Genomic DNA, 22344 nt, shown 5'->3' with positions numbered 1-22344 from the left:
ATGTTAAACCGCGAGCTCGAAGTCACCCTCAATCTTGCCTTCAAGGAGGCCCGTTCGAAGCGTCATGAGTTCATGACCGTCGAGCATCTGCTGCTGGCACTCCTTGACAATGAGGCTGCCGCGACCGTTCTGCGCGCCTGTGGCGCCAATCTCGACAAGCTCAAGCATGACCTGCAAGAGTTCATCGACTCCACCACGCCGTTGATCCCTGTCAACGACGAAGACCGTGAAACCCAGCCGACCCTGGGCTTCCAGCGCGTGCTGCAGCGTGCCGTGTTCCACGTGCAAAGCTCTGGCAAGCGCGAAGTGACCGGCGCCAACGTGCTGGTGGCGATCTTCAGCGAACAGGAAAGCCAGGCCGTGTTCCTGCTCAAGCAGCAGAGCGTGGCCCGTATCGACGTGGTCAACTACATCGCCCATGGCATCTCCAAGGTGCCAGGGCATGGTGCGCAATCTGAAAGCGACCAGGACATGCAGGACGAAGAGGGCGGTGAAACCTCCTCTTCGAGCAACCCGCTGGACGCCTACGCCAGCAACCTGAACGAGCTGGCCCGTGCCGGCCGTATCGATCCGTTGGTAGGTCGCGAGCAGGAAGTGGAGCGCGTGGCGCAAATCCTGGCCCGTCGGCGCAAGAACAACCCGCTGTTGGTGGGTGAGGCAGGCGTGGGCAAGACGGCCATCGCCGAAGGCTTGGCCAAGCGCATCGTCGATGGTCAGGTGCCTGACCTGCTGGCGCAGAGCGTGGTGTACTCCCTCGACCTGGGCGCCTTGCTGGCTGGTACCAAATACCGTGGTGACTTCGAGAAGCGCTTCAAGGCGCTGCTCGGTGAGCTGCGCAAGCGTCCGCAGGCCATCCTGTTCATCGACGAAATTCACACCATCATCGGCGCCGGTGCGGCGTCGGGCGGGGTGATGGATGCCTCCAACCTGCTCAAGCCGCTGCTGTCGTCGGGTGAAATCCGCTGCATCGGTTCGACCACGTTCCAGGAGTTTCGCGGCATCTTCGAGAAGGATCGTGCGCTGGCGCGTCGCTTCCAGAAGGTGGATGTCAGCGAGCCATCGGTCGAAGATACCGTGGGCATTCTGCGCGGCCTGAAAGGGCGTTTCGAAAGCCACCACAACATCGAGTACAGCGACGAAGCCCTGCGCGCCGCCGCCGAACTGGCTTCGCGCTACATCAATGACCGGCACATGCCTGACAAGGCCATCGATGTGATCGACGAGGCAGGCGCCTACCAGCGCCTGCAGCCAGAGGCCAGTCGCGTCAAACGCATTGATGTGCCGCAAGTGGAGGATATCGTCGCCAAGATTGCGCGAATTCCGCCGAAGCACGTCACCAGTTCCGACAAGGAGCTGCTGCGCAACCTTGAGCGCGACCTGAAACTGACCGTGTTTGGCCAGGACCAGGCAATCGACTCGCTGGCCACCGCGATCAAGTTGTCCCGTGCCGGCCTCAAGTCGCCAGACAAGCCGGTTGGTTCGTTCCTGTTCGCCGGCCCTACCGGCGTCGGCAAGACCGAGGCGGCGCGGCAATTGGCCAAGGCGCTGGGTGTGGAGTTGGTGCGTTTCGACATGTCTGAGTACATGGAGCGCCACACCGTCTCGCGTTTGATTGGTGCGCCGCCGGGTTATGTCGGTTTCGACCAGGGTGGCTTGTTGACCGAGGCGATCACCAAACAGCCGCACTGCGTATTGTTGCTCGACGAAATCGAGAAGGCCCACCCGGAAGTCTTCAATCTGCTGCTGCAGGTGATGGACCACGGTACCCTGACCGACAACAACGGGCGCAAGGCCGACTTCCGTAACGTGATCCTGATCATGACCACCAACGCCGGTGCAGAAACTGCGGCGCGGGCGTCGATCGGCTTTACTCATCAGGACCACGCGTCCGATGCCATGGAAGTGATCCGCAAGAGCTTCACGCCAGAGTTCCGCAACCGTCTGGATACCATCATCCAGTTTGGCCGCCTGAGCACGGAGACGATCAAAAGCATCGTCGACAAGTTCCTTATCGAATTGCAGGCGCAGCTGGAAGACAAGCGTGTGCTGCTGGAAGTCAGCGATGAAGCACGCGGTTGGCTGGCGGTTTCGGGCTATGACGTGCAGATGGGCGCGCGGCCAATGGCGCGGCTGATCCAGGACAAGATCAAGCGGCCGCTGGCCGAGGAGATCCTGTTTGGCGAGCTGGCCGAGCATGGTGGCGTGGTGCATGTCGACCTGCGCGATGGCGAACTGGTGTTCGACTTCGAAACCACGGCTGAGGTCGCGTGATGTGCAGGGGCTGCCTTGCAGCCCCTTGCAGTTTCTTGAGGCACAAAAAAGCCCGGCACCTGGCCGGGCTTTTTCATGGCTTGAGCTTAGCGCGCACGGTAGGTGATGCGGCCCTTGCTCAGGTCGTACGGCGTCAGCTCGACGCGGACCTTGTCGCCAGTGAGAATGCGGATGTAGTTCTTGCGCATCTTTCCGGAGATGTGCGCGGTTACGACGTGCCCGTTTTCCAACTCCACGCGGAACATGGTGTTGGGCAGGGTGTCGACGACAGTACCTTCCATTTCGAAGCTGTCTTCTTTCGACATGCAGTTGAGCCCTCGGATCCAATGTTAGCCCGACGCATATCCGCACCGGGCAAAAAAGTGGCGTGGATTATGCCGGAAAACTGCGTGTCAAGCCAATGCTTTCAGTTGAGGGTGACCCAGCGCTGGTTTATCAGCAGCTCGATAGGTCGGTACTGCGTCTTGTAGTTCATCTTCTTGCAGTTCTTGATCCAGTAGCCCAGGTAAACCGCCTCCAGGTTCTGGCGCAGCGCTTCGGTGATCTGCCAGAGAATGGCGAAACGGCCAAGGCTGCGGCGCTCCTCGTCCGGCTCGTAGAAGGTGTACACCGCCGACAGGCCATTGGGCAGCAGGTCGCACACTGCCACCGCCATCAACCGGCCTTCCAGGCGAAACTCGTAGAACCAGCAGAACGGCAGGTCGCGTACCAGGAAGGTGGAAAACTGATCGCGGCTGGGCGGGTACATGTCGCCATCGGCGTGGCGGGTTTCGATATAGCGCCGGTACAGCTCGAAGTACTCTTCCTTGAACGCCGGGCGCGCTGCGGTTACGGTCAGGTCGGCGTTACGTTTGAGTATGCGACGCTGCTGGCGGTTGGGAATGAAGCGCGCCGCCGGGATGCGCGCCGGCACGCAGGCGTTGCAGTTCTGGCAGTGTGGGCGGTACAGGTGGTCGCCACTGCGGCGAAAGCCCATTTCCGACAAATCGGCGTACACGTGCACGTCCATCGGCTGGCTGGGGTCGAGGAACAGCGTGGTCGCCTGCTCCTCCGGCAGGTAGCTGCAGGAGTGGGGCTGAGTGGCATAGAACTTCAACCGCGCCAACTCTGTCATGATCAACCCCTTCGGTGAGACTTTGTTTTAAGTGTAAGCCAGCTACGGGAACTCGCCTAGGCAACCCATGAAGCGCTGTTGGGCTGGTCAAGGTGGCGTGCCAGGTAGCTGGCGAACTCGGCACGGCTGATGGCGTGGGCGCCCAGGCTGTGCAGGTGGTTGGTCGGCATCTGGCAGTCGATAAGCACGAAGCCGGCGTCTCGCAGGTGGTTGACCAAGGTCACGAAACCGACCTTGGAGGCGTTGTCGGCGCGGCTGAACATCGATTCGCCAAAGAACAGCTGGCCCATGGCCAGGCCGTACAGGCCCCCGACCAGTTCGCCGTCCTGGCGAACTTCGACCGAATGAGCGATGCCACGGCGGTGCAGCTCGCAGTAGGCGTTGCGCATGGTGTCGGTGATCCAGGTGCCGTCAGCGTAGTCGCGAGGCGCGGCGCAGGCGGCGATCACGGCCGGGAAGTCGGTGTCGAAGCTGACCTGGTAGCGGCCTTGGCGCATCAGCTTGGCCAGCGAGCGTGACACATGCAACTGGTCAGGCAACAACACCGTGCGCGGGTCGGGTGACCACCACAGGATCGGTTGGCCGTCCTGGTACCACGGGAAGCAGCCATGGCGATACGCCTGCACCAGGCGCTCGGGGCTCAGGTCGCCGCCGGCGGCCAGTAGGCCGTTGGGGTCGTGCAGCGCCTTTTCCAGGGGCGGGAAGGTAAGCGAGTCGCGGGTCAGCCAGGTGAGCATGGTCTATCGTGCGGTGGGGGAGGGGAGAGGGCAGCATGGCTTGGGTGAAAAGCGGGGTCAATCTCTTTGGGGGTCTCAAAGCCAGCGCGGTAACCTGCACAAGGCTACCCCTACAGGGAAGTGAGGCAGTTTTGCGGCAATTCAGGGCAATTTCCTACACATTCATCAAACCGCAGGCACCATCCGCTACATTTGCTGTCACACCTGTGCAAAAACACAGCATAAGCCTTTGTCACGAAAGAAAATGCATGCTCAAATTGCAGCTATATGAATTCGCCCCCGGCCAAACCCCCATACGGCGTGCCGCCATGGCGGCTGGCGGGCAGTAATGTTAAAAGTAGTGGTTCGTTGGTCGCGCAGCGGCCGATCACTATTGGACGCGCACCACGCGCAGGAATAGACGCGTTTTGAAGAAATCCACCGCAACTCCAGCTCCATTGCCTGTGCCACTGTGGCGGCAGCAGCTGCATTATCGCCTCAAGGAAGGTGCGTTGATCGCTGTCGGCGCGCTGTGCCTGTACCTGTGGATGGCGCTGCTGACCTACGATACGTCGGACCCGGGCTTCAGCCACACCAGCAACGTCGACCAGGTGCAGAATGCGGCCGGGCGTGCCGGTGCCTATTTCGCCGACATCCTGTTCATGGTGCTGGGTTACTTCGCCTATATTTTTCCGCTGCTGCTGGCGGTCAAGACCTGGCAGATTTTCCGCGAACGCCACCAGCCATGGGACTGGAGCGGCTGGCTGTTCTCCTGGCGGCTGATTGGCCTGGTGTTCCTGGTGCTGTCGGGGGCGGCGCTTGCGCATATCCACTTCCACCCGCCCGCCAGCCTGCCGTTCTCTGCCGGTGGTGCACTGGGCGAAAGCCTGGGCGACCTGGCGCGCAACCTGCTGAACGTGCAGGGCAGCACGCTGATGTTCATTGCCCTGTTCCTGTTCGGCCTGACCGTCTTCACCGACCTGTCGTGGTTCAAGGTGATGGACCTGACCGGCAAGATCACCCTCGACCTGTTCGAACTGGTGCAAGGGGCTGCCACCCGCTGGTGGGAAGCGCGCAACGAGCGCAAGCGCCTCGAGGCACAGTTGCGCGAGGACGAACCGGTGTTCAAGGCCGCGCCGATGGCTGCCGAGAAGCGCGAGCCGGCCAAGCCGTCACTGCGCGAGCGCATCCTCAAGCGTGAAGAGCCACCCGCTCAGCCGGTCGAGCCGCGTGAGCCAACCCTTGCACGCGAACCGATTGTGCCGCCACGTGAAACGGCGCCTGAGGCATTGGCGCCGCGCGAAACCGTGGTGCCCCGCCAGCAGCACGCAGCGCCCACCATTGTGCCGCCGTCAGCCGCCAGCAGAGCGCCGGAGCCGAGCAAGCGGGCGATGAAGGAAAAGCAGGCGCCGCTGTTCGTCGACAGCGCCGTGGAAGGCACCTTGCCCTCGATTTCCATCCTCGACCCGGCCGAACAGAAAAAGATCGAGTATTCGCCAGAATCCCTGGCCGGCGTCGGTCAGCTGCTGGAAATCAAGCTCAAGGAATTCGGTGTGGAAGTGGCGGTGGATTCGATCCACCCCGGCCCGGTGATTACCCGTTATGAAATCCAGCCGGCCGCCGGTGTGAAGGTCAGCCGCATCGCCAACCTGGCCAAGGACCTGGCGCGTTCGCTGGCCGTGACCAGTGTGCGAGTGGTCGAGGTCATCCCTGGCAAGACCACGGTAGGTATCGAGATACCCAACGAAAACCGCCAGATGGTGCGCTTCTCCGAAGTGCTGGCCACGCCGCAGTACGACGAGCAGAAATCGCCCGTCACGCTGGCGCTGGGCCACGACATTGGCGGCAAGCCGGTGATCACCGACCTGGCCAAGATGCCGCACCTGTTGGTGGCCGGTACAACCGGCTCCGGTAAGTCGGTGGGTGTGAACGCGATGATTTTGTCGATCCTGTTCAAGTCCAGTCCGGAAGACGCGCGGCTGATCATGATCGACCCGAAAATGCTTGAACTGTCGATCTACGAAGGCATCCCGCACCTGCTGTGCCCGGTGGTCACCGACATGAAGGACGCCGCCAACGCCCTGCGCTGGAGCGTGGCCGAAATGGAGCGGCGCTACAAACTGATGGCGGCCATGGGCGTGCGTAACCTGGCCGGTTTCAACCGCAAGATCAAGGACGCCCAGGAAGCTGGCGAAATCATCCATGACCCGCTGTATCGCCGTGAGAGCATGGACGATGAGCCGCCTGCGCTGAAAACCCTGCCGACCATCGTGGTGGTGGTGGACGAATTCGCCGACATGATGATGATCGTCGGCAAGAAGGTCGAAGAGCTGATCGCCCGTATCGCGCAGAAGGCACGGGCGGCCGGTATTCACCTGATCCTCGCCACCCAGCGCCCGTCGGTGGACGTGATCACCGGCCTGATCAAGGCCAACATCCCGACCCGTATGGCGTTCCAGGTGTCGAGCAAGATCGACTCGCGTACCATCATCGACCAAGGTGGTGCCGAGCAGTTGCTGGGCCATGGCGACATGCTGTACATGCCGCCGGGCACCAGCCTGCCGATCCGGGTGCACGGCGCATTCGTGTCTGACGACGAAGTGCACCGCACGGTCGAGGCGTGGAAGCTGCGTGGCGCCCCGGACTACAACGACGACATCCTCAACGGCGTCGAAGAGGCCGGTAGCGGCTTTGACGGCGGCGGCGGCGGTGGCGAGGGTGACGATGCCGAAACCGACGCCCTGTATGATGAGGCGGTGCAATTCGTGCTCGAGAGCCGTCGTGCCTCCATTTCTGCCGTGCAACGCAAGCTGAAGATCGGCTACAACCGTGCCGCGCGCATGATCGAGTCGATGGAGATGGCCGGCGTTGTCACCCCGATGAACAGCAACGGCTCGCGGGAAGTGATAGCCCCGGGCGGCCCGCGCGACTGATGAACACCCTGCCTGGCACCAACGGTGGCGCCAGGCCTTTTCAACGCTCAATGAGGATTCCCATGCGCGCGATTCGCATGCTGTTGGTTTCTGCCCTGACCCTGGGCTCGGTTACTGCTTATGCCGGTGAGCAAGACGTACAACGCCTGACCCAGTTGCTGGAAAAGTCGCAGACCATCGAGGCCAACTTCTCTCAGCTGACCCTGGGCGCTGATGGCACCAGCCTGCAGGAAACCTCGGGCAAGATGACGGTCAAGCGCCCTGGCCTGTTCTACTGGCACACCGATGCACCGCAGGAGCAGGTGGTGGTGTCGGACGGCAAGAACGTCACCCTGTGGGACCCGGACCTGGAACAGGCCACCATCAAGAAGCTCGACGTGCGCCTGAACCAGACCCCGGCCTTGTTGCTGTCCGGTGACGTGTCGAAGATCAGCCAGAGCTTTGATATTGCGTCCAAGGAGCAGGGAGAAGTAATGGACTTCACCCTCAAGCCAAAGACCAAGGACACCCTGTTCGACTCGCTGCGCGTTTCGTTCCGCAAAGGCCTGATCAATGACATGCAGCTGGTCGACAGCGTCGGCCAGCGCACCAACATCCTGTTCAATGGCGTCAAGGCCAACCAGGCGGTGCCGGACAGCAAGTTCAAGTTCGACATCCCCAAGGGCGCGGACGTGATCAAGGAGTAACCAGAGCTCGCCATGGACCTGTTTCGAAGCGAACCCGTCGCCCAGCCCCTGGCCGCCCGTCTGCGCCCGTCCAGCCTGGATGAGTACGTCGGCCAGGAGCACCTGCTGGCGCGCGGTAAACCGCTGCGCGAAGCGCTGGAACAAGGTGCGCTGCACTCGATGATCTTCTGGGGGCCGCCCGGGGTCGGCAAGACCACGCTGGCGCGGTTGCTGGCGCAGTTCTGCGATGCGCACTTCGAAACGGTGTCGGCGGTGCTGGCCGGGGTGAAAGAGATCCGCCAGGCCGTGGAGGTGGCCAAACAGCAGGCTGGCCAATATGGCCGTCGCACCATCCTGTTCGTTGACGAGGTGCACCGCTTCAACAAGTCGCAGCAGGACGCCTTTTTGCCCTATGTCGAGGACGGCACCCTGCTGTTCATCGGTGCCACCACCGAAAACCCGTCGTTCGAGCTGAACAACGCGCTGCTGTCACGGGCGCGGGTGTATGTGCTCAAGAGCCTGGACGAAGCCGCCCTGCGCAAGCTGGTCAACCGTGCGCTGACGGAAGAGCGTGGCCTGGGCAAGCGCAACCTGCGGGTGGGCGACGACGCCTTCAAGATGCTGATGGCCGCTGCCGACGGCGATGGCCGGCGCATGCTCAACTTCCTCGAGAACGCCTCGGACCTGGCTGAAGACGGCAGCGAGATCGACGTCGAGATGCTACAGAGCCTGCTGGGTGACAGTCGCCGCCGCTTCGACAAAGGCGGCGAGGCGTTTTACGACCAGATATCCGCGCTGCACAAGTCGGTGCGTGGCTCCAATCCCGATGGCGCCCTGTACTGGTTTGCACGCATGCTCGACGGCGGCTGTGACCCGCTTTACATCGCCCGCCGAGTGGTGCGCATGGCCAGCGAGGACATCGGCAATGCCGACCCGCGTGCGCTTAGCCTGTGCCTGGCTGCCTGGGATGTGCAGGAGCGCCTTGGCAGCCCCGAGGGCGAGTTGGCGGTGGCCCAGGCCATCACCTACCTGGCCTGCGCACCCAAGAGCAACGCGGTGTACGTGGGTTTCAAGACCGCCCTGCGTGAAGCGGCCGAGCACGGTTCGCTGGAGGTGCCGTTGCACCTGCGCAATGCCCCGACCAAGCTGATGAAGCAGTTGGGCTATGGCGACGAGTACCGCTATGCCCATGATGAACCCGACGCCTACGCCGCCGGAGAGGATTACTTCCCCGATGAACTGGAGCCGCGCCAGTACTATCAGCCGGTGCCCCGTGGCCTGGAACTGAAAATTGGCGAGAAGCTGCGCCACCTGGCTGACCTCGACCGCAACAGCCCCCGCCAGCGGAGAAAACCATGATTGCACTCATCGCCGCGGTCAGCGCCGGTGGTATTGCTGGTACCTTGTTGCGCTTCGCTACCACCAACTGGGTGGCGGCCCACTGGCCACGACACTTCTATGCCGGTACGCTGGCGGTCAACCTGGTTGGCTGCCTGCTGATCGGCTTGCTCTATGGCTTGTTCTTGCACAAGCCGCTGGCGCCGGTCGAATTGCGCGCCGGCCTGATTGTCGGCTTTCTCGGTGGCCTGACGACCTTTTCCTCCTTCTCGCTCGATACCGTGCGCCTGATGGAAAGCGGGCAAGTGCCCCTTGCCTTGGGCTATACCAGTATCAGCGTGGTGGGCGGGCTGCTCGCAACCTGGGCTGGCCTGTCCCTGACCCGATTCTGAACCAACACCTACATATAACGAGAGAACGATATGCTCGATTCCAAACTGTTACGCGGCCAACTTCAGGAAGTGGCGGACCGCCTGGCCTCCCGTGGCTTCAGCCTGGATGTCGCGCGCATCGAATCACTGGAAGAGCGCCGCAAGGCGGTGCAGACCCGCACCGAACAACTGCAGGCTGAGCGTAACGCCCGTTCCAAGTCCATCGGCCAGGCCAAGGCCAAGGGCGAAGACATCGCCCCGCTGATGGCTGACGTCGAGCGCATGGCCAACGAACTGGCTGCCGGCAAGGCTGAGCTGGACGCTATTCAGGCCGAGCTGGATGGCATCCTGCTGACCATTCCCAACCTGCCGGACGCCAGCGTACCGGTCGGTGCCAGCGAGGACGACAACGTCGAAGTGCGCCGTTGGGGCACGCCGAAGGCGTTCGACTTCGAAATCAAGGACCATGTGGCCCTCGGTGAAATCAGCGGTGGCCTGGACTTCGAAGCGGCTGCCAAGCTGTCCGGCGCCCGTTTTGCTGTGCTGCGTGGTCCGGTTGCCCGCCTGCACCGCGCCCTGGCGCAGTTCATGATCAACCTGCACACCGGCGAGCATGGCTACGAGGAACACTACACCCCGTACATGGTGCAGGCGCCGGCGCTGCAGGGCACTGGCCAGTTGCCGAAGTTCGAGGAAGACCTGTTCAAGATCACCCGCGATGGCGAGGCTGACTTCTACCTGATCCCGACCGCCGAAGTGTCGCTGACCAACCTGGTGGCAGGTGAAATCCTCGACGCCAAGCAGCTGCCGCTGAAACTGGTTGCCCATACCCCTTGCTTCCGCAGCGAAGCCGGCGCTTCCGGCCGTGACACCCGCGGCATGATCCGCCAGCATCAGTTCGACAAAGTCGAGATGGTGCAGGTGGTAGAGCCGTCCAAGTCGATGGAAGCCCTGGAAGGCCTGACTGCCAATGCCGAGCGCGTGCTGCAGCTGCTGGAGCTGCCATACCGCGTGCTGGCCCTGTGCACTGGCGACATGGGCTTTGGTGCGGTGAAAACCTACGATCTGGAAGTGTGGGTGCCGAGCCAGGACAAGTACCGCGAAATCAGCTCTTGCTCCAACTGTGGTGACTTCCAGGCGCGCCGCATGCAGGCTCGCTGGCGCAACCCGGAAACCGGCAAGCCAGAGCTGGTGCACACGCTCAACGGCTCTGGTCTGGCCGTAGGCCGTACCCTGGTTGCTGTGCTGGAAAACTACCAGCAGGCCGACGGTTCGATCCTGGTGCCGGAAGTGCTGAAGCCGTACATGGGCGGCGTCGAGGTCATCCGCTAAATGGATTACCTGCCGCTGTTCCACAAGCTGCAGGGCGGCCGCGTGCTGGTCGTCGGTGGCGGTGAGATCGCCTTGCGCAAGGCGCGCCTGCTGGCCGATGCCGGCGGCGTGCTGCGCGTGGTGGCGCCGGACGTCGACGGCCAGTTGGCGGCGTTGGCCCGGGAAGGTGGCGGTGAGGTGCTGGTGCGTGGCTATCAGGCAGCCGACCTGATCGGTTGCCGGCTGGTGATCGCGGCGACTGACGACCCTGGGCTGAATGCCCAGGTGTCGGCCGATGCGCAGGCCCTTAGCCTGCCGGTCAATGTGGTGGATGCGCCGGCCCTGTGTACGGTGATCTTCCCGGCGATCGTGGACCGTTCGCCGCTGGTAATCGCTGTTTCCAGCGGCGGTGACGCCCCGGTACTGGCACGCCTGATTCGAGCCAAGCTCGAGGCGTGGATCCCTTCGGCCTATGGTGAGCTGGCCGGGCTGGCTGCACGCTTCCGGCACAAGGTCAAATCCCTGTACCCGGACGTCAACCAGCGTCGCGGCTTCTGGGAAACCGTGTTCCAGGGGCCGATCGCCGAGCGTCAGCTGGCCGGGCAGGGTGCTGAAGCCGAACGTCTGTTGCAGGCGATGGTGGACGGCGCACCGGTGCAGCAGGGTGGTGAGGTGTACTTGGTTGGTGCAGGCCCGGGTGATCCGGACTTGCTGACCTTCCGTGCCTTGCGCCTGATGCAGCAGGCCGACGTGGTGCTGTACGACCGCCTGGTCGCACCCGCCATCATCGATATGTGTCGTCGTGATGCCGAGCGCATCTATGTAGGCAAGCGCCGCGCTGATCATTCAGTGCCGCAGGACCAGATCAACCGCCTGTTGGTCGATCTGGCTCGGCAGGGCAAGCGGGTGCTGCGCCTGAAGGGTGGCGACCCGTTCATCTTCGGCCGGGGCGGCGAAGAGATCGAAGAGCTGGCCGAGCATGGCATTCCGTTCCAGGTGGTGCCGGGCATTACCGCAGCCAGCGGCTGCTCGGCGTATGGCGGCATTCCGCTGACTCACCGCGACTATGCCCAGTCGGTGCGTTTCGTCACCGGGCACCTCAAGGATGGCACCAGCAACCTGCCATGGAATGACCTGGTGGCGCCGGCGCAGACCTTGGTGTTCTACATGGGCTTGGTGGGCTTGCCGACCATCTGTGCCGAGCTGATTCGTCACGGGCGTGCCGCGAGTACCCCGGCGGCGTTGGTGCAGCAGGGGACCACGCGTAATCAGCGCGTGTTCACCGGCACCTTGGCGGACTTGCCAGACCTGGTGGCCCAGCATGAGGTGCATGCGCCGACCCTGGTGATTGTGGGGGAAGTGGTGCAGTTGCGTGACAAGCTGGCCTGGTTCGAAGGTTCGCAGAACAGCTGAAATCGTTGGGGCCGCTTTGCGGCCCATCGCACATGCCCCAGGCATTGCAAGGTCCTTGTAAGAGCGGCCTTGTGTTGCGATGGGCTGCAAAGCAGCCCCGGCTTTCTCAAGCCTGCCAAATCCCTTTGCCCACCAACCGCTCTCGATCATGCGGCAAGCCAAAGTCCTGCAAAGGCCCTTTAGGCACGATCCCGTTCGGGTTGATGGTCTTGTGGCTCATGTAATAGTGCTTCTGGATATGCTCCATGTTTACCGTACCCGCCACCCCAGGCCACTGGTACAGCTCACGCAGCCAGTTCGACAGGTTGTGGTAGTCGCTCAGGCGGCGCAGGTTGCACTTGAAGTGGCCGTGGTACACGGCATCGAAGCGCACCAGTGTAGTGAACAGGCGTACATCAGCCTCGGTCAGGTACTCACCCGCCAGGTAGCGATTGCGGCCTAGCAAGGCTTCCAGGTAATCCAGCTCGTTGAACACATCGTCAAAGGCAGCCTCGTAAGCGTCTTGCGTGGTGGCAAAGCCTGCGCGGTACACGCCGTTGTTCACCGCCGGGTAAATGCGCTCGTTCAGTGCTTCGATGGTCGGGCGCAGCGATGTGGGGTAGAGGTCCAGGGTATTGCCGGTCAGCTCGTTGAACGCGCTGTTGAATATGCGGATGATTTCTGCCGACTCATTGTTGACGATGCGCTTCTCTTTCTTGTCCCACAGCACAGGCACCGTCACGCGCCCTGTGTAGTGCGGGTCATCCTGGGTGTAGCGCTGGTGCAGGTACTGCAGGGCGTCGAGGTGGTCCCCGCTGGAGCCTTGCTGCTGATCGAAGGTCCAGCCATGGTCCTGCATCAGCCAGCTGACCACCGACACGTCGATCAACGGCTCCAGGCCTTTCAGCGCGCGAAAGATCAGGGTGCGGTGGGCCCATGGGCAGGCCAGCGACACATACAGGTGGTAGCGGCCGGCCTCGGGGCGGGCAGCTGATTGCGGCGCTGGGCATTCTCACGCTTGAACGTGCCGTCCTTGCCGTTTTCATACCACTGGTCGTGCCAGCGACCGTCGATCAATAGGCCCATGGTGAGCTCCTGAAACAAAGTTGTTTGTCGTTGGAGCCCAGTCTAGGGCAAATCGTTCGAAGAAATAGCGCAAAGATCGGGGTTCTATTATCGGCTAGATCGATCTATTTCGAGTACCCCAATAGCCTTGCGCTGTTACGAAGGCCTGCTCGCGATGCTGTCCCAGGCCACGCAGGGCCAGGGCCATGGTCGCGATCAGGGCCTTTTCGCCATAACTGTCTTCCACTTCGCCACGCCAGAACGCCAGCAAGTGCTCTGCCTGCAGGCTGGGCGGCTTGACATGGCGGCGTTCGCTCAGCGCTGGCCACTCTTCATCCCACGCCTCACCCGCCGTGGTGCCGTAGAGATGGCTGATGACATCGGGATTGACCTCGATTTCGCCGCCATCACCCTTGATCACCACGGCATGGTCGCCCAGCAAGCGGCTGGCTTCGCGGTGCACGGCCTGGTAACCGGGGTGAAAGATGCTCTGCAATCCACAGCGAGCGCCCAGCGGGTTGAGCACCCGAGCCAGCGAGTGGATGGGCGAGCGCAGGCCCAGGGTATTGCGCAGGTCGATCATGCGTTGCAGCTGCGGCGCCCAGTCGTGCAGTGGGAAGAATGCCAGTTGATGCTGGTCCAGCGCGTTGCCGACGGCGGCCCAGTCGCGGCACAGCGGAATCTGCAGCAGGTCGAGCAGTTGCTCTGTGTACATACGCCCGGCAGTGTGTGCGCCACCGCCGTGCATCAGGATGCGCACGCCATTGTTGGCCAGGCACTTGGCCGCCAGCAGGTACCAGGGCAGGTGACGCTTCTTGCCGGCGTACGTGGGCCAGTCCAGGTCAACGGCGATGTACGGCGCCTGTAAGTGGGCGCGCAAGGCCTCGGTGAAGCCAGCCAGCTCTTCAGCGCTTTCTTCCTTGTGCCGCAGCAGCATGAGGAAGGCACCGAGCTGGGTGTCTTCGACCTTGCCTTCCAGCAGCAGGGTCATGGCTGCACGGGCCTCCTCGCGGGTCAGGCCACGCGCGCCGCGCTTGCCTTTGCCGAGAATACGCACGAATTCGGCGAACGGGTGTTCGGCGGGGGTTTCCAGAGTGAGCGGACGAGGTTCGGTCATATGCAGTTGGTCGGCTTGGGCAGGCCCGCCAGCTTGGCGGCAAGTTTGGCGGGGGTGCCGTTGAACAGGCGGTTAAGGTGCGGGCTGTTGCCCTTTTCAGGGCCCAGCTTGAGGGCCGTGTACTTGATCAGCGGGCGGGTGGCCGGAGACAGCTGGTATTCCTGGTAGAACTGACGGAGCAGTTCGAGGATTTCCCAATGGTCCGCCGTCAACGGGATACCCTCGCGCTTGGCCAAAGCCTCGGCGGCGTCGTGGGACCAGTCTTGCAGGTCGACCAGGAAGCCATCCTTGTCCAGGGCGATCACCTGATCGCCAACGGTAAGCGTATTCATAGCCAGCTGTTGACCTTGTCGTATTGCAGCGACAGTTCGACGAACCCGGCGTAGTCCACGGCCTTTGCCAGGTCGTTGCCGACCGCGCGGGCCTGTACATCCTCGTCCAGGGCGAACAGGCGCTGGGCCAGGCCGGCGGCTTGCAGATGGCCATGCGGCTCGCTGCCGCTGCGCAGGGCATACACGGCATCGCCGCACAGCAGCAGGGCATCTTCGGCACCGAGCAGGCGCAGGCAACTGGCCAGGCGCTCGTCGCCAAACGGGGAATGGGCAATTACATGCAGGGTTTTCATCAGAGCGTTATCACCTGGTCGAAACGGGCTATCAGGGCGGTCAGCGCTGCGTCATCGAGCACTTGCACCGGCAGCGCCAGGGTCTCGGCTGCCAGGCCACGGCGGGCCAGGCTGTGGTTGCAGGCGAACAGTTCCTCGACACCGAACATCGGCAACGCCTGCAGGTTGGCGGCCAGGTTCTTCTGTTGCACGGCGGCGGGTTGCTGGTCCGGCGCGAGCTGGAACACACCATCGTCGAGGAACAGCATGCCCAACGGCAGGTCGAACGCGCCGCCGGCCAGGGCGATGTCCAGCGCCTCGCGGGCAGAGGGGCCATTCCACGGTGCCTGACGGCTGATGATCAACAAGGACTTGGCCAAATCAGTCGCCTCCGAAGCAGACAAGGCGGTCGGCCACTTGCGCGGCCTCGTGCAGTTGGCCCAGCCCCGACAGTTCCCAGGGCTTGGGCAGGTTCACGGCCGGGCGCTGGTAGCGGTTGGCCTCGGCTTCGTCGAGCACGCCACGGCGCAGGGCGGCGGCGATACACACCACGGCGTCCAGCTGATGGGTCTGTATGAAGGTGCGCCACTGGCCAGCCACGTCCAGTTCGTCCTGGGGGGCGACGACGTTGGCAGAGGCACTGTGCACCCCGTCCTGATAGAAGAACAGTCGGGCAATCTCATGCCCGCCGGCCAGCACCGCCTCGGCGAAGCGCAGGGCGCGTCGCGAAGAGGGCGCATGGGCCGGGGAGAACACCGCGATAGCGAATTTCATGGCTAACTCATGCAAAGGAATGGTGCCATGATAAAGCAAAAAAGCCCGCGCCCGCTTGTGCAAGCGGGCGCGGGCTACTCTCATTCAGTCTCAAGGTTCAAGCCTGCTCCTTGCCCTCCGGCAAGAACCAGTTCAGCACCAGCGCACAAATCCCTCCGGTAGCCACACCCGACTCCAGCACATTGCGAATCGCCGCCGGCATGTGCGCCAGGAACTCTGGCACCTGCGCCACACCCAGGCCCAGTGCCAACGACACGGCAATAATCAGCAGCGCCCGACGGTCCAGCCGGGTGCTGGCCAGAATATTGATCCCCGACGCCGCAACCGCGCCAAACATGACCATCGCCGCGCCGCCCAGCACCGGCTCCGGCACGGCCTGAATCACCCCGGCAACACTCGGGAACAGCCCCAGCAACACCAGCATCACGGCAATCCACATACCGATATGACGGCTGGCGATACCTGTCAGCTGAATCACCCCGTTGTTCTGGGCAAAAATCGAGCTAGGGAAGGTGTTGAACAGACCGGCCAGCAGCGAGTTGGCGCCGTTGACCAGCACGCCCCCCTTGATCCGCTGCATCCACACCGGCCCTTCGACCGGCTGGCGCGACACCTTGCTGGTGGCGGTAACGTCACCGATGGCTTCCAGCGAAGTGACCAGGTAAATCACCAGCATCGGAATGAACAGCGCCCACGAGAAGCCCAAGCCAAAGTGCAGTGGTGTCGGCACCTGGAACAGCGCGGCCTCGTGCATGCCGGTAAAGTCCAGGCGGCCCAGGAAACCGGCCAGCGCATAGCCGACCGCGAGGGCGATGACGATGGCGCAGCTGCGCATCCACACCACCGGGATACGGTTGAGAACGACGATGATCGCCAATACCACGCCCGACATCAGCAGGTTTTCGCCATTGGCAAAGGTGCCATTGGCCATGGCACCAAAGCCACCGCCCATGCTGATCAGGCCGACCTTGATCAGCGTCAGGCCGATCATCAACACCACGATGCCAGTCACCAGCGGGGTGATCAGGCGTTTGACGAAGGGCAGGATGCGCGACACGCCCATCTCGACGAACGAGCCTGCGATTACCACACCAAAAATGGCCGCCATTACGCCCTCGACCGGCGTACCTTGCTTGACCATCAGCGCACCACCGGCAATCAGCGGGCCGACGAAGTTGAAGCTGGTGCCCTGAACGATCAGCAGCCCCGCGCCAAATGGGCCGAAGCGTTTGCACTGGACGAAGGTGGCGATACCCGAGATCACCAGCGACATCGAAACGATCAAATTGGTATCACGTGCAGATACACCCAACGCCTGGCAGATCAGCAGGCCAGGGGTGACGATCGGCACGATGATCGCCAGCAGGTGCTGCAGGGCTGCCAGCAGGCCGATCAACAGCCGTGGCTTGTCCTCCAGACCAAGCACCAGTTCATTGGCAGGCGCCGCTGCGCCTGGGCTGTGTTCGTGTGAGCTCATTGCTGAAAGCCGCCCCGGAAGAAAAAAGGAGCGCATTCTACGGGGTGATGGCGGATAGCGGTAGAGAAAACGGGATGACGGCCCGAGCATCTTGCAGCTCAACCCATTTCCAGCGCCCACAAAAAAGCCCGCCGAAGCGGGCTTCTTGCGGTACAGCAATCAATCAGTCATCGCGACCCATGATGCCAAACAACTGCAGCAGGCTGACAAACAGGTTGTAGATCGACACATACAGGCTGATGGTTGCCATGATGTAGTTACGTTCGCCACCATGAATGATCGCGCTGGTCTGGAACAGTATGCAGACCGACGAGAACAGCACGAAGCCAGCGCTGATTGCCAGTTGCAGGCCGCTGATCTGGAAGAAGAAGCTGGCAACGACAGCACCCAGCAGAACGAAGAAACCTGCAGTGATGAAGCCGCTGAGGAAGCTCATGTCCTTGCGGGTGATCAGCACGTAGGCCGACAGACCACCAAATACCAGCGCAGTCATGGCGAACGCGGAGCTCACTACCTCGGCGCCACCGGCCATGCCCAAGTAGCGGTTGAGGATCGGGCCGAGGATGAAGCCCATGAAGCCGGTAAGCGCGAAGGTGGACACCAGGCCCCAGGCCGAATCACGCAGTTTGTTGGTAAGGAAGAACAGCCCGTAGAAGCCGATCAGCACCACGAACACGTTCGGGTAGCCGACGCGCATCTGCTGGGCAACGAAAGCCATGACACCGCTGAAGGCGAGAGTAAGCGCCAGCAGGCTGTACGTGTTGCGCAGGACCTTGCTGATCTCCTGCTGCTCGACCTGCTGGCCGTGGTGGACGGCGTAATCCTGTTCGCGCATGGCGACACTCCTTGGTAAACCTGTGGTTTCGGACGTTCAGATGCTAGGAGTCTATCAGAGCTCCTGCAACCCGCGACACAGAGAGTTTGACAGCGTGTTTCATTAAGGTATTATGGCGGCCGCAAAACGAGCTGGAAGCGTGGCCGAGTGGTTTAAGGCAACGGTCTTGAAAACCGTCGATGGGCAACTATCCTAGAGTTCGAATCTCTACGCTTCCGCCATATTCAAAGCCCTGATTATTCAGGGCTTTTTGCGTTTTTGGGGCTCCGATTTTCTATGTCATACGGATCGCGCCCGCATTTCTTTGATCATTTCCGCATGCTGTGTGCGAGCTGCTGGTAGTGGCCAAGTGATCCTGAGCCCTGCGCAAGGTTTGTCCTCGGCGACCGCAGGCGGTAACCCGTCGTTGAGCTGATGCGGCCGTTTCCAGATGTGCCGTTGTTTCAGGAATCAGCCGATATCCTGCTGGGCAGGCGATGCGCTCATGTCAAAAAGCGAGCACAACAGGTCAACCGGCGCTTCGCAGCAGAGTTGATCGATTAACGCGAGCGCTCCTGCTCCTCGGCCATCAAGCGCTCGGTAGCTCTTTAGGATCGATTTCTCCTGCGCCTGCCAAATGATCCGCGCTTCCAGTTCCTGGGTTTTTGCTGCTCAGGCGTCAGCGCTTCACTGGTCGGTGTAACACCGCCACGTTCCTGCAGAGGCTGGGCGATCCACCTGGGCAAGGCTGACTCAGCCAGTCCAAGCCACCGCGCCGCCTCGATGTTGTAGCCTGGTCGAGCACCAAGCGGGCGGCTTCGCGCTGAAATGCGGATGTGAAGGTGCGGCGTTGCTTGATCATCAGGCACCTCTCTGTGGTGGGCAGGTGTAGCTACTCGTAAATATTTATGTGATGGAAGGATGGCGGAAATTTTGACATCACCCATACATTTCACCTCTGTTGTGAATTCAGTGGTTGTCGAGCACCCGGCTATTTCCTCTGGTGGACATATAGAATTTAAAAGTTTTTATGTGTTCAACGTAGTCACTATTTATTTGCTGTGAAGGCCCCTCGGTATGCCACCCTAGTATGGGGCTTCAGTTGGTGCAGTTAATCGCGCTGGCTTGTGTGAGGTTTCCTCTCCTAAGCACGAGTTTTTATCCATTGCGCAAAGCCCCCTGACAGCTCTAGCCTTCAGCGATCCAATAAGCCTTTGGCGGTCATAACAAGAGAGGGTTTCGATGAAGTACGCAGACAAGAAAATCGCCGTGGTTACAGGCGGTGCGATGGGTATCGGTGCTGAAGCTGCCGTTTCACTGGCAAGGGACGGGCATCATGTCGTCATTTGTGACATCAATGTCGACGCGGCTGAGCAATTTTCGCGACATCTGCGTGAGGAGGGCTACACGGCTGACGCATGTCAGGTAGATGTAGCCTCGATGGAGTCTGTAAGGGATGCATTTTCTTGGATCGATAGCGAGTTCGGCAGGTGCGATGTCCTAGTGAATTCCGCAGGTATCGCCAAGACCATGCCGTTCCTGGAGTTTGATCTAGACGTTTTCAACAAGACCATGCACATCAACGTCACTGGCACGTTCATGTGCTGCCAACTCGCCGCTCAAATCATGCGGAAAAACGGGTTCGGCAGAATCATCAACATCGCGTCGGTCGCTGGTATGCGTGCCGTGGGCAAGGGTCGAACCGCTTACGGTACTTCTAAAGGTGCAGTCATTGCGTTGACCCGGCAGATGGCTGTGGAACTCAGCGAATATGGGATCACTGCTAACGCTATTGCGCCGGGCCCGGTCGATACCCCGATGACCAAGGAGTTGCACAGCGACACCTTCCGCCAGGCTTATAGCAATGCTATTCCGGCTAAGCGCTACGGAACGACTCAAGAAATTGCCGGCGCAGTTAGCTATCTGGCATCTGACGTAGCCGCTTACGTGAATGGTGTTGTTCTGCCTGTGGATGGCGGGTTCCTGGCCTGGGGCGCAGGCGACCTGTAATCGGCACTATTGCAAGCGCCCAAGCGGGCGCTTGTCTAGCTTTGAGCCATCTCTTTCTTTATCCACTTTTCCAAATCTGCTGTATCAGTGCGTAGCCTCGCATTGGGTGAAACCCACAGAACCAATTTTGCTGTCCCTTGCACAAAGCCAAAGGGAGCCACCAAGGCACCACTTTCAAGCTCTGCCTCCACCAGCATGCGTGGGACACAGGCGAACCCCAAGCCAAGCTTGGCAGCCTGGATCAGCAAGTAGAAGTGTTCGAAATACTCCATCTCAAGCAGCTGACCAGGTTCCTCCTCAATAGATGAGTACCAGTCCTTCCATGCGTGAGGGCGTGTTTTTGTGGTCAGCAAACGTTCTTTAGCTAAGTCGCTCGCCTCTGTGACGCCGGACGCAGCCAGATAAGCAGGCGAACAGATCGCACCTACCCATTCGCTGGTCAAGGGTATCGGCTCGATCCCTGGCGGTGGTTCGATGCTGTCGAGGCGTATCGCGACGCTGACGCCTTCGTGGGCGAAATCAATGGGGCCGTGACCCGTTTTCAAGCCTAATTCCATGGTGGGGAAGCTGCTGTGTAGCTTGGCAAGTCGAGGTAGCAGCCAATGCATCATGATCGAGGCGGAGCAGGAGAGTTCGAGCGGGCGAGGGCGAACCTCATCAATGCTCTCTTGTATCAAGGCAAAAGCCCTGGCCAAGCCCGAGGCGAGGCGTGATCCCTCTGGGGTGAGCTTGGTGCCATGTGCATTTCGGGTGAGCAGAATTACACCTAGGGCGTCTTCCAGGCTTCGGACATGACGGCTGATAGCTCCGTGAGTCACGCACAGAGCATCCGCTGCATCGCTGAACGATCCTTTGCGCGCGATCATTTCAAACGCTCGTAGGGCATTGAGCGAAGGCCTGACTGGCGACGTCATATACGCACCTCCTTAAGACCGAAGCCTCGGCCATAGCTAGGATTCTAGTGTGAGTTTTTCTCACTCTCGAAGGAAATCATATCGGTTGGATTGATACAGGGTCAATGTATATTGATTTGAAACTGTCTTGGGCATTTCGGGCAGATTCACAATAACAAATAGATTTGAGGCACCCATCATGGTCGATCACAAGGCCGGGCGAGAGGAATTTACTGCCCGATTTTTTGTAGAGAGCAGCTACCCAATTGAACGGGTTAGCGAGGTAATCGCAGGAGAGCAATCCAGCGGTACCTTCCTCTCACTTCCTGGCGAATCGGCGGAGCTTAAAGAACGCTCTCGTGCTCGTGTCGTAGCTATTGAGCCGCTGCCGTCCGTTTCCAGCCCTTCTCTGCACAGCGACTACCTGGCTCGCCACAATCCCTCTGAGACCTACCATCGAGGTGAGGTCACTATCGCGTTCCCTACAGCCAATATCGGAACGAATATCCCTGCGTTGCTCACCACCATTGCCGGCAATCTCTTTGAGATCGGCGAGGTGAGCGGGCTGAGGGTGCTAGATCTGGAGCTTCCCGAGCGGTTTGCATCGGGATTCATTGGCCCTCAATTCGGAGTTGAGGGCACCAGGGCGCTAGCCGGTGTTCATGACCGACCGATCATTGGAACCATCGTCAAGCCGAGTATCGGCCTTACTCCCGAGCAGACAGCTTCTGTGGTCGATGAGCTCTGCGCCGGAGGTATCGATTTCATCAAGGATGATGAGTTGCTCATCGATCCTACCTACGCTTCGTTCGATGCCCGTCTCGGTGCTGTGATGCCTGTGCTTCACAAGCATGCAGATCGCCTCGGACGCATGCCCATGTACGCTATCAACATCTCGGGCAGCATCGACGAGATGATGCGCCGCCAAGATGCAGTGCTTGAGGCGGGTGGTACCTGCGTGATGCTTTGCCTGAATTGGGTTGGGCATTCGGCGGTAGAGCACATTCGAAAGCATGCCCAGTTGCCTATTCATGGTCATCGTAATGGCTGGGGAGCTCTGACTCGTTATCCCCAGTTAGGTTTCTCATTCGAGGTGTATCAGAAGATCTGGCGGCTGGCCGGGATCGACCATCTGCATGTGAATGGTATTCAGGGCAAGTTCTACGAGGCGGACGACTCCGTAATCTCCTCTGCCAAGAGCTGCCTTGCTCCATTTGCCGGCATGCGCCCCTTGATGCCTGTCTTCTCCTCCGGACAATGGGCGGGCCAGGCGCCTGAGCTTTTCAACAGGCTTCAATCTGTTGACCTGATGCACCTCGCTGGCGGCGGCATCATCGGTCATCCGATGGGTATCGAAGCAGGCGTGCAAAGCATGCGTGAGGGCTGGGAAGCTGCTGTACAGCATATGCCTCTTGAGCGTTACGCAGAGGGTAGGCCAGCCCTGTCAGCGGCCCTCCAGAAGTTTGGAGGCAAATAAGT

20 protein-coding genes, 1 tRNA gene and 2 pseudogenes are annotated in these 22344 nt (G+C 61.0%); 10 read left to right on the top strand and 13 right to left on the bottom strand.

Annotated features, from left to right (window positions below):
• Positions 1–2271 (top strand): ATP-dependent Clp protease ATP-binding subunit ClpA, encoded by a 2271-nt coding sequence (gene clpA, locus C4Q27_RS01570; protein ID WP_064491929.1) that lies wholly within the window; start codon positions 1–3, stop codon positions 2269–2271.
• 86 nt (positions 2272–2357) lie between these two features.
• On the opposite strand, the gene infA is transcribed toward clpA, so the two are convergent.
• The 3 genes from infA to aat all read right to left on the bottom strand — a co-directional run bounded on the left by infA (position 2358) and on the right by aat (position 4122).
• On the bottom strand, positions 2358–2576 hold the full coding sequence (infA, locus tag C4Q27_RS01565; RefSeq protein ID WP_002553999.1) for a translation initiation factor IF-1: 219 nt from the start codon (positions 2574–2576) through the stop codon (positions 2358–2360).
• A 101-nt stretch (positions 2577–2677) separates the two neighbouring features.
• Positions 2678–3385: an arginyltransferase gene (locus tag C4Q27_RS01560; protein ID WP_003251215.1), complete on the bottom strand. Its 708-nt coding sequence runs from the start codon at positions 3383–3385 to the stop codon at positions 2678–2680.
• Positions 3386–3441: 56 nt separating this feature from the next.
• A complete protein-coding gene (gene aat, locus C4Q27_RS01555) occupies positions 3442–4122 on the bottom strand; it encodes a leucyl/phenylalanyl-tRNA--protein transferase (RefSeq protein WP_003251213.1) in 681 nt (226 codons plus the stop codon).
• A 407-nt stretch (positions 4123–4529) separates the two neighbouring features.
• On the opposite strand from aat, the gene C4Q27_RS01550 reads away from it, so the two are divergent.
• The 6 genes from C4Q27_RS01550 to cysG all read left to right on the top strand — a co-directional run bounded on the left by C4Q27_RS01550 (position 4530) and on the right by cysG (position 12132).
• On the top strand, positions 4530–7034 hold the full coding sequence (locus C4Q27_RS01550; protein ID WP_014590374.1) for a DNA translocase FtsK: 2505 nt from the start codon (positions 4530–4532) through the stop codon (positions 7032–7034).
• 62 nt (positions 7035–7096) lie between these two features.
• Positions 7097–7720 carry an outer membrane lipoprotein chaperone LolA gene (gene lolA, locus C4Q27_RS01545; protein ID WP_064491928.1) on the top strand — a complete coding sequence of 208 codons (624 nt, stop codon included), beginning with the start codon at positions 7097–7099 and terminating at the stop codon, positions 7718–7720.
• Positions 7721–7732: 12 nt separating this feature from the next.
• Positions 7733–9058: a replication-associated recombination protein A gene (locus C4Q27_RS01540; protein ID WP_010954809.1), complete on the top strand. Its 1326-nt coding sequence runs from the start codon at positions 7733–7735 to the stop codon at positions 9056–9058.
• Positions 9055–9429 (top strand): fluoride efflux transporter CrcB, encoded by a 375-nt coding sequence (gene crcB / locus C4Q27_RS01535; protein WP_003251205.1) that lies wholly within the window; start codon positions 9055–9057, stop codon positions 9427–9429. Before C4Q27_RS01540 ends, crcB begins: the two co-directional genes overlap by 4 nt.
• A 30-nt stretch (positions 9430–9459) precedes the next feature.
• Positions 9460–10740 (top strand): serine--tRNA ligase, encoded by a 1281-nt coding sequence (gene serS, locus C4Q27_RS01530; RefSeq protein WP_020191942.1) that lies wholly within the window; start codon positions 9460–9462, stop codon positions 10738–10740.
• On the top strand, positions 10741–12132 hold the full coding sequence (gene cysG / locus C4Q27_RS01525) for a siroheme synthase CysG (protein WP_064491927.1): 1392 nt from the start codon (positions 10741–10743) through the stop codon (positions 12130–12132).
• A gap of 106 nt (positions 12133–12238) precedes the next feature.
• Here the strand turns inward: cysG and C4Q27_RS01520 are convergent.
• The 8 genes and pseudogenes from C4Q27_RS01520 to C4Q27_RS01480 form a co-directional block, all read right to left on the bottom strand.
• Positions 12239–13197, bottom strand: a pseudogene (locus C4Q27_RS01520) (glutathione S-transferase family protein).
• A gap of 94 nt (positions 13198–13291) precedes the next feature.
• On the bottom strand, positions 13292–14293 hold the full coding sequence (locus tag C4Q27_RS01515) for a glycosyl transferase family protein (RefSeq protein ID WP_104886350.1): 1002 nt from the start codon (positions 14291–14293) through the stop codon (positions 13292–13294).
• On the bottom strand, positions 14290–14625 hold the full coding sequence (locus C4Q27_RS01510) for a TusE/DsrC/DsvC family sulfur relay protein (RefSeq protein ID WP_010954804.1): 336 nt from the start codon (positions 14623–14625) through the stop codon (positions 14290–14292). The genes C4Q27_RS01515 and C4Q27_RS01510 overlap by 4 nt, the downstream gene beginning before the upstream one ends.
• Positions 14622–14918, bottom strand: coding sequence for a sulfurtransferase complex subunit TusB (gene tusB / locus C4Q27_RS01505; RefSeq protein ID WP_003251193.1), 297 nt, complete (start codon positions 14916–14918; stop codon positions 14622–14624). The genes C4Q27_RS01510 and tusB overlap by 4 nt, the downstream gene beginning before the upstream one ends.
• The gene (gene tusC, locus C4Q27_RS01500) at positions 14918–15277 is read right to left on the bottom strand and encodes a sulfurtransferase complex subunit TusC (RefSeq protein WP_010954803.1); all 360 of its coding nucleotides are present in this window, start codon (positions 15275–15277) and stop codon (positions 14918–14920) included. The genes tusB and tusC overlap by 1 nt, the downstream gene beginning before the upstream one ends.
• A gap of 1 nt (position 15278) precedes the next feature.
• The gene (gene tusD, locus C4Q27_RS01495; protein ID WP_003251188.1) at positions 15279–15671 is read right to left on the bottom strand and encodes a sulfurtransferase complex subunit TusD; all 393 of its coding nucleotides are present in this window, start codon (positions 15669–15671) and stop codon (positions 15279–15281) included.
• Between the two features lie 97 nt (positions 15672–15768).
• Positions 15769–17148, bottom strand: a complete 1380-nt coding sequence (locus C4Q27_RS01490) for a nucleobase:cation symporter-2 family protein (RefSeq protein ID WP_003251186.1) — start codon at positions 17146–17148, stop codon at positions 15769–15771.
• Positions 17149–17311: 163 nt separating this feature from the next.
• Entirely contained in the window at positions 17312–17983 is a 672-nt protein-coding gene (locus C4Q27_RS01480; protein ID WP_003251184.1) for a Bax inhibitor-1/YccA family protein, read from the bottom strand.
• 133 nt (positions 17984–18116) lie between these two features.
• Between C4Q27_RS01480 and C4Q27_RS01475 the strand changes: the two genes are divergently transcribed.
• A tRNA-Ser gene (locus C4Q27_RS01475) sits at positions 18117–18204 on the top strand.
• Positions 18205–18457: 253 nt separating this feature from the next.
• Here the strand turns inward: C4Q27_RS01475 and C4Q27_RS29625 are convergent.
• Positions 18458–18824 (bottom strand): annotated as a pseudogene (locus C4Q27_RS29625) (transposase); the annotation flags it as partial.
• 380 nt (positions 18825–19204) lie between these two features.
• Between C4Q27_RS29625 and C4Q27_RS01470 the strand changes: the two are divergent.
• Positions 19205–19972, top strand: coding sequence for an SDR family NAD(P)-dependent oxidoreductase (locus C4Q27_RS01470; RefSeq protein ID WP_104886348.1), 768 nt, complete (start codon positions 19205–19207; stop codon positions 19970–19972).
• A 35-nt stretch (positions 19973–20007) separates the two neighbouring features.
• Here C4Q27_RS01470 and C4Q27_RS01465 read toward each other — a convergent pair whose 3' ends face one another.
• Positions 20008–20886 carry a LysR substrate-binding domain-containing protein gene (locus tag C4Q27_RS01465; protein ID WP_104886347.1) on the bottom strand — a complete coding sequence of 293 codons (879 nt, stop codon included), beginning with the start codon at positions 20884–20886 and terminating at the stop codon, positions 20008–20010.
• Between the two features lie 178 nt (positions 20887–21064).
• Here C4Q27_RS01465 and C4Q27_RS01460 point away from each other — a divergent pair, with 178 nt between their 5' ends.
• The gene (locus tag C4Q27_RS01460; RefSeq protein WP_104886346.1) at positions 21065–22342 is read left to right on the top strand and encodes a ribulose-bisphosphate carboxylase large subunit family protein; all 1278 of its coding nucleotides are present in this window, start codon (positions 21065–21067) and stop codon (positions 22340–22342) included.
• Positions 22343–22344: the final 2 nt, after the last annotated feature.

Source organism: Pseudomonas sp. SWI36 (assembly GCF_002948105.1).
GTDB lineage: Bacteria > Pseudomonadota > Gammaproteobacteria > Pseudomonadales > Pseudomonadaceae > Aquipseudomonas > Aquipseudomonas alloputida.
Note: the sequence above shows the minus strand (reverse complement) of the source record. Positions and strands in the feature narration are given on the sequence as shown.

Coding starts and splice junctions, on each gene's coding strand:
- tusD (WP_003251188.1), bottom strand. CDS start 15,671: ATGAAATTCGCTATCGCGGTGTTCTCCCCGGCCCATGCGCCCTCTTCG.
- lolA (WP_064491928.1), top strand. CDS start 7,097: ATGCGCGCGATTCGCATGCTGTTGGTTTCTGCCCTGACCCTGGGCTCG.
- clpA (WP_064491929.1), top strand. CDS start 1: ATGTTAAACCGCGAGCTCGAAGTCACCCTCAATCTTGCCTTCAAGGAG.
- C4Q27_RS01510 (WP_010954804.1), bottom strand. CDS start 14,625: ATGAATACGCTTACCGTTGGCGATCAGGTGATCGCCCTGGACAAGGAT.
- infA (WP_002553999.1), bottom strand. CDS start 2,576: ATGTCGAAAGAAGACAGCTTCGAAATGGAAGGTACTGTCGTCGACACC.
- cysG (WP_064491927.1), top strand. CDS start 10,741: ATGGATTACCTGCCGCTGTTCCACAAGCTGCAGGGCGGCCGCGTGCTG.
- C4Q27_RS01470 (WP_104886348.1), top strand. CDS start 19,205: ATGAAGTACGCAGACAAGAAAATCGCCGTGGTTACAGGCGGTGCGATG.
- C4Q27_RS01490 (WP_003251186.1), bottom strand. CDS start 17,148: ATGAGCTCACACGAACACAGCCCAGGCGCAGCGGCGCCTGCCAATGAA.
- tusB (WP_003251193.1), bottom strand. CDS start 14,918: ATGAAAACCCTGCATGTAATTGCCCATTCCCCGTTTGGCGACGAGCGC.
- C4Q27_RS01465 (WP_104886347.1), bottom strand. CDS start 20,886: ATGACGTCGCCAGTCAGGCCTTCGCTCAATGCCCTACGAGCGTTTGAA.
- C4Q27_RS01460 (WP_104886346.1), top strand. CDS start 21,065: ATGGTCGATCACAAGGCCGGGCGAGAGGAATTTACTGCCCGATTTTTT.
- serS (WP_020191942.1), top strand. CDS start 9,460: ATGCTCGATTCCAAACTGTTACGCGGCCAACTTCAGGAAGTGGCGGAC.
- C4Q27_RS01480 (WP_003251184.1), bottom strand. CDS start 17,983: ATGCGCGAACAGGATTACGCCGTCCACCACGGCCAGCAGGTCGAGCAG.
- crcB (WP_003251205.1), top strand. CDS start 9,055: ATGATTGCACTCATCGCCGCGGTCAGCGCCGGTGGTATTGCTGGTACC.
- aat (WP_003251213.1), bottom strand. CDS start 4,122: ATGCTCACCTGGCTGACCCGCGACTCGCTTACCTTCCCGCCCCTGGAA.
- C4Q27_RS01540 (WP_010954809.1), top strand. CDS start 7,733: ATGGACCTGTTTCGAAGCGAACCCGTCGCCCAGCCCCTGGCCGCCCGT.
- C4Q27_RS01560 (WP_003251215.1), bottom strand. CDS start 3,385: ATGACAGAGTTGGCGCGGTTGAAGTTCTATGCCACTCAGCCCCACTCC.
- C4Q27_RS01515 (WP_104886350.1), bottom strand. CDS start 14,293: ATGACCGAACCTCGTCCGCTCACTCTGGAAACCCCCGCCGAACACCCG.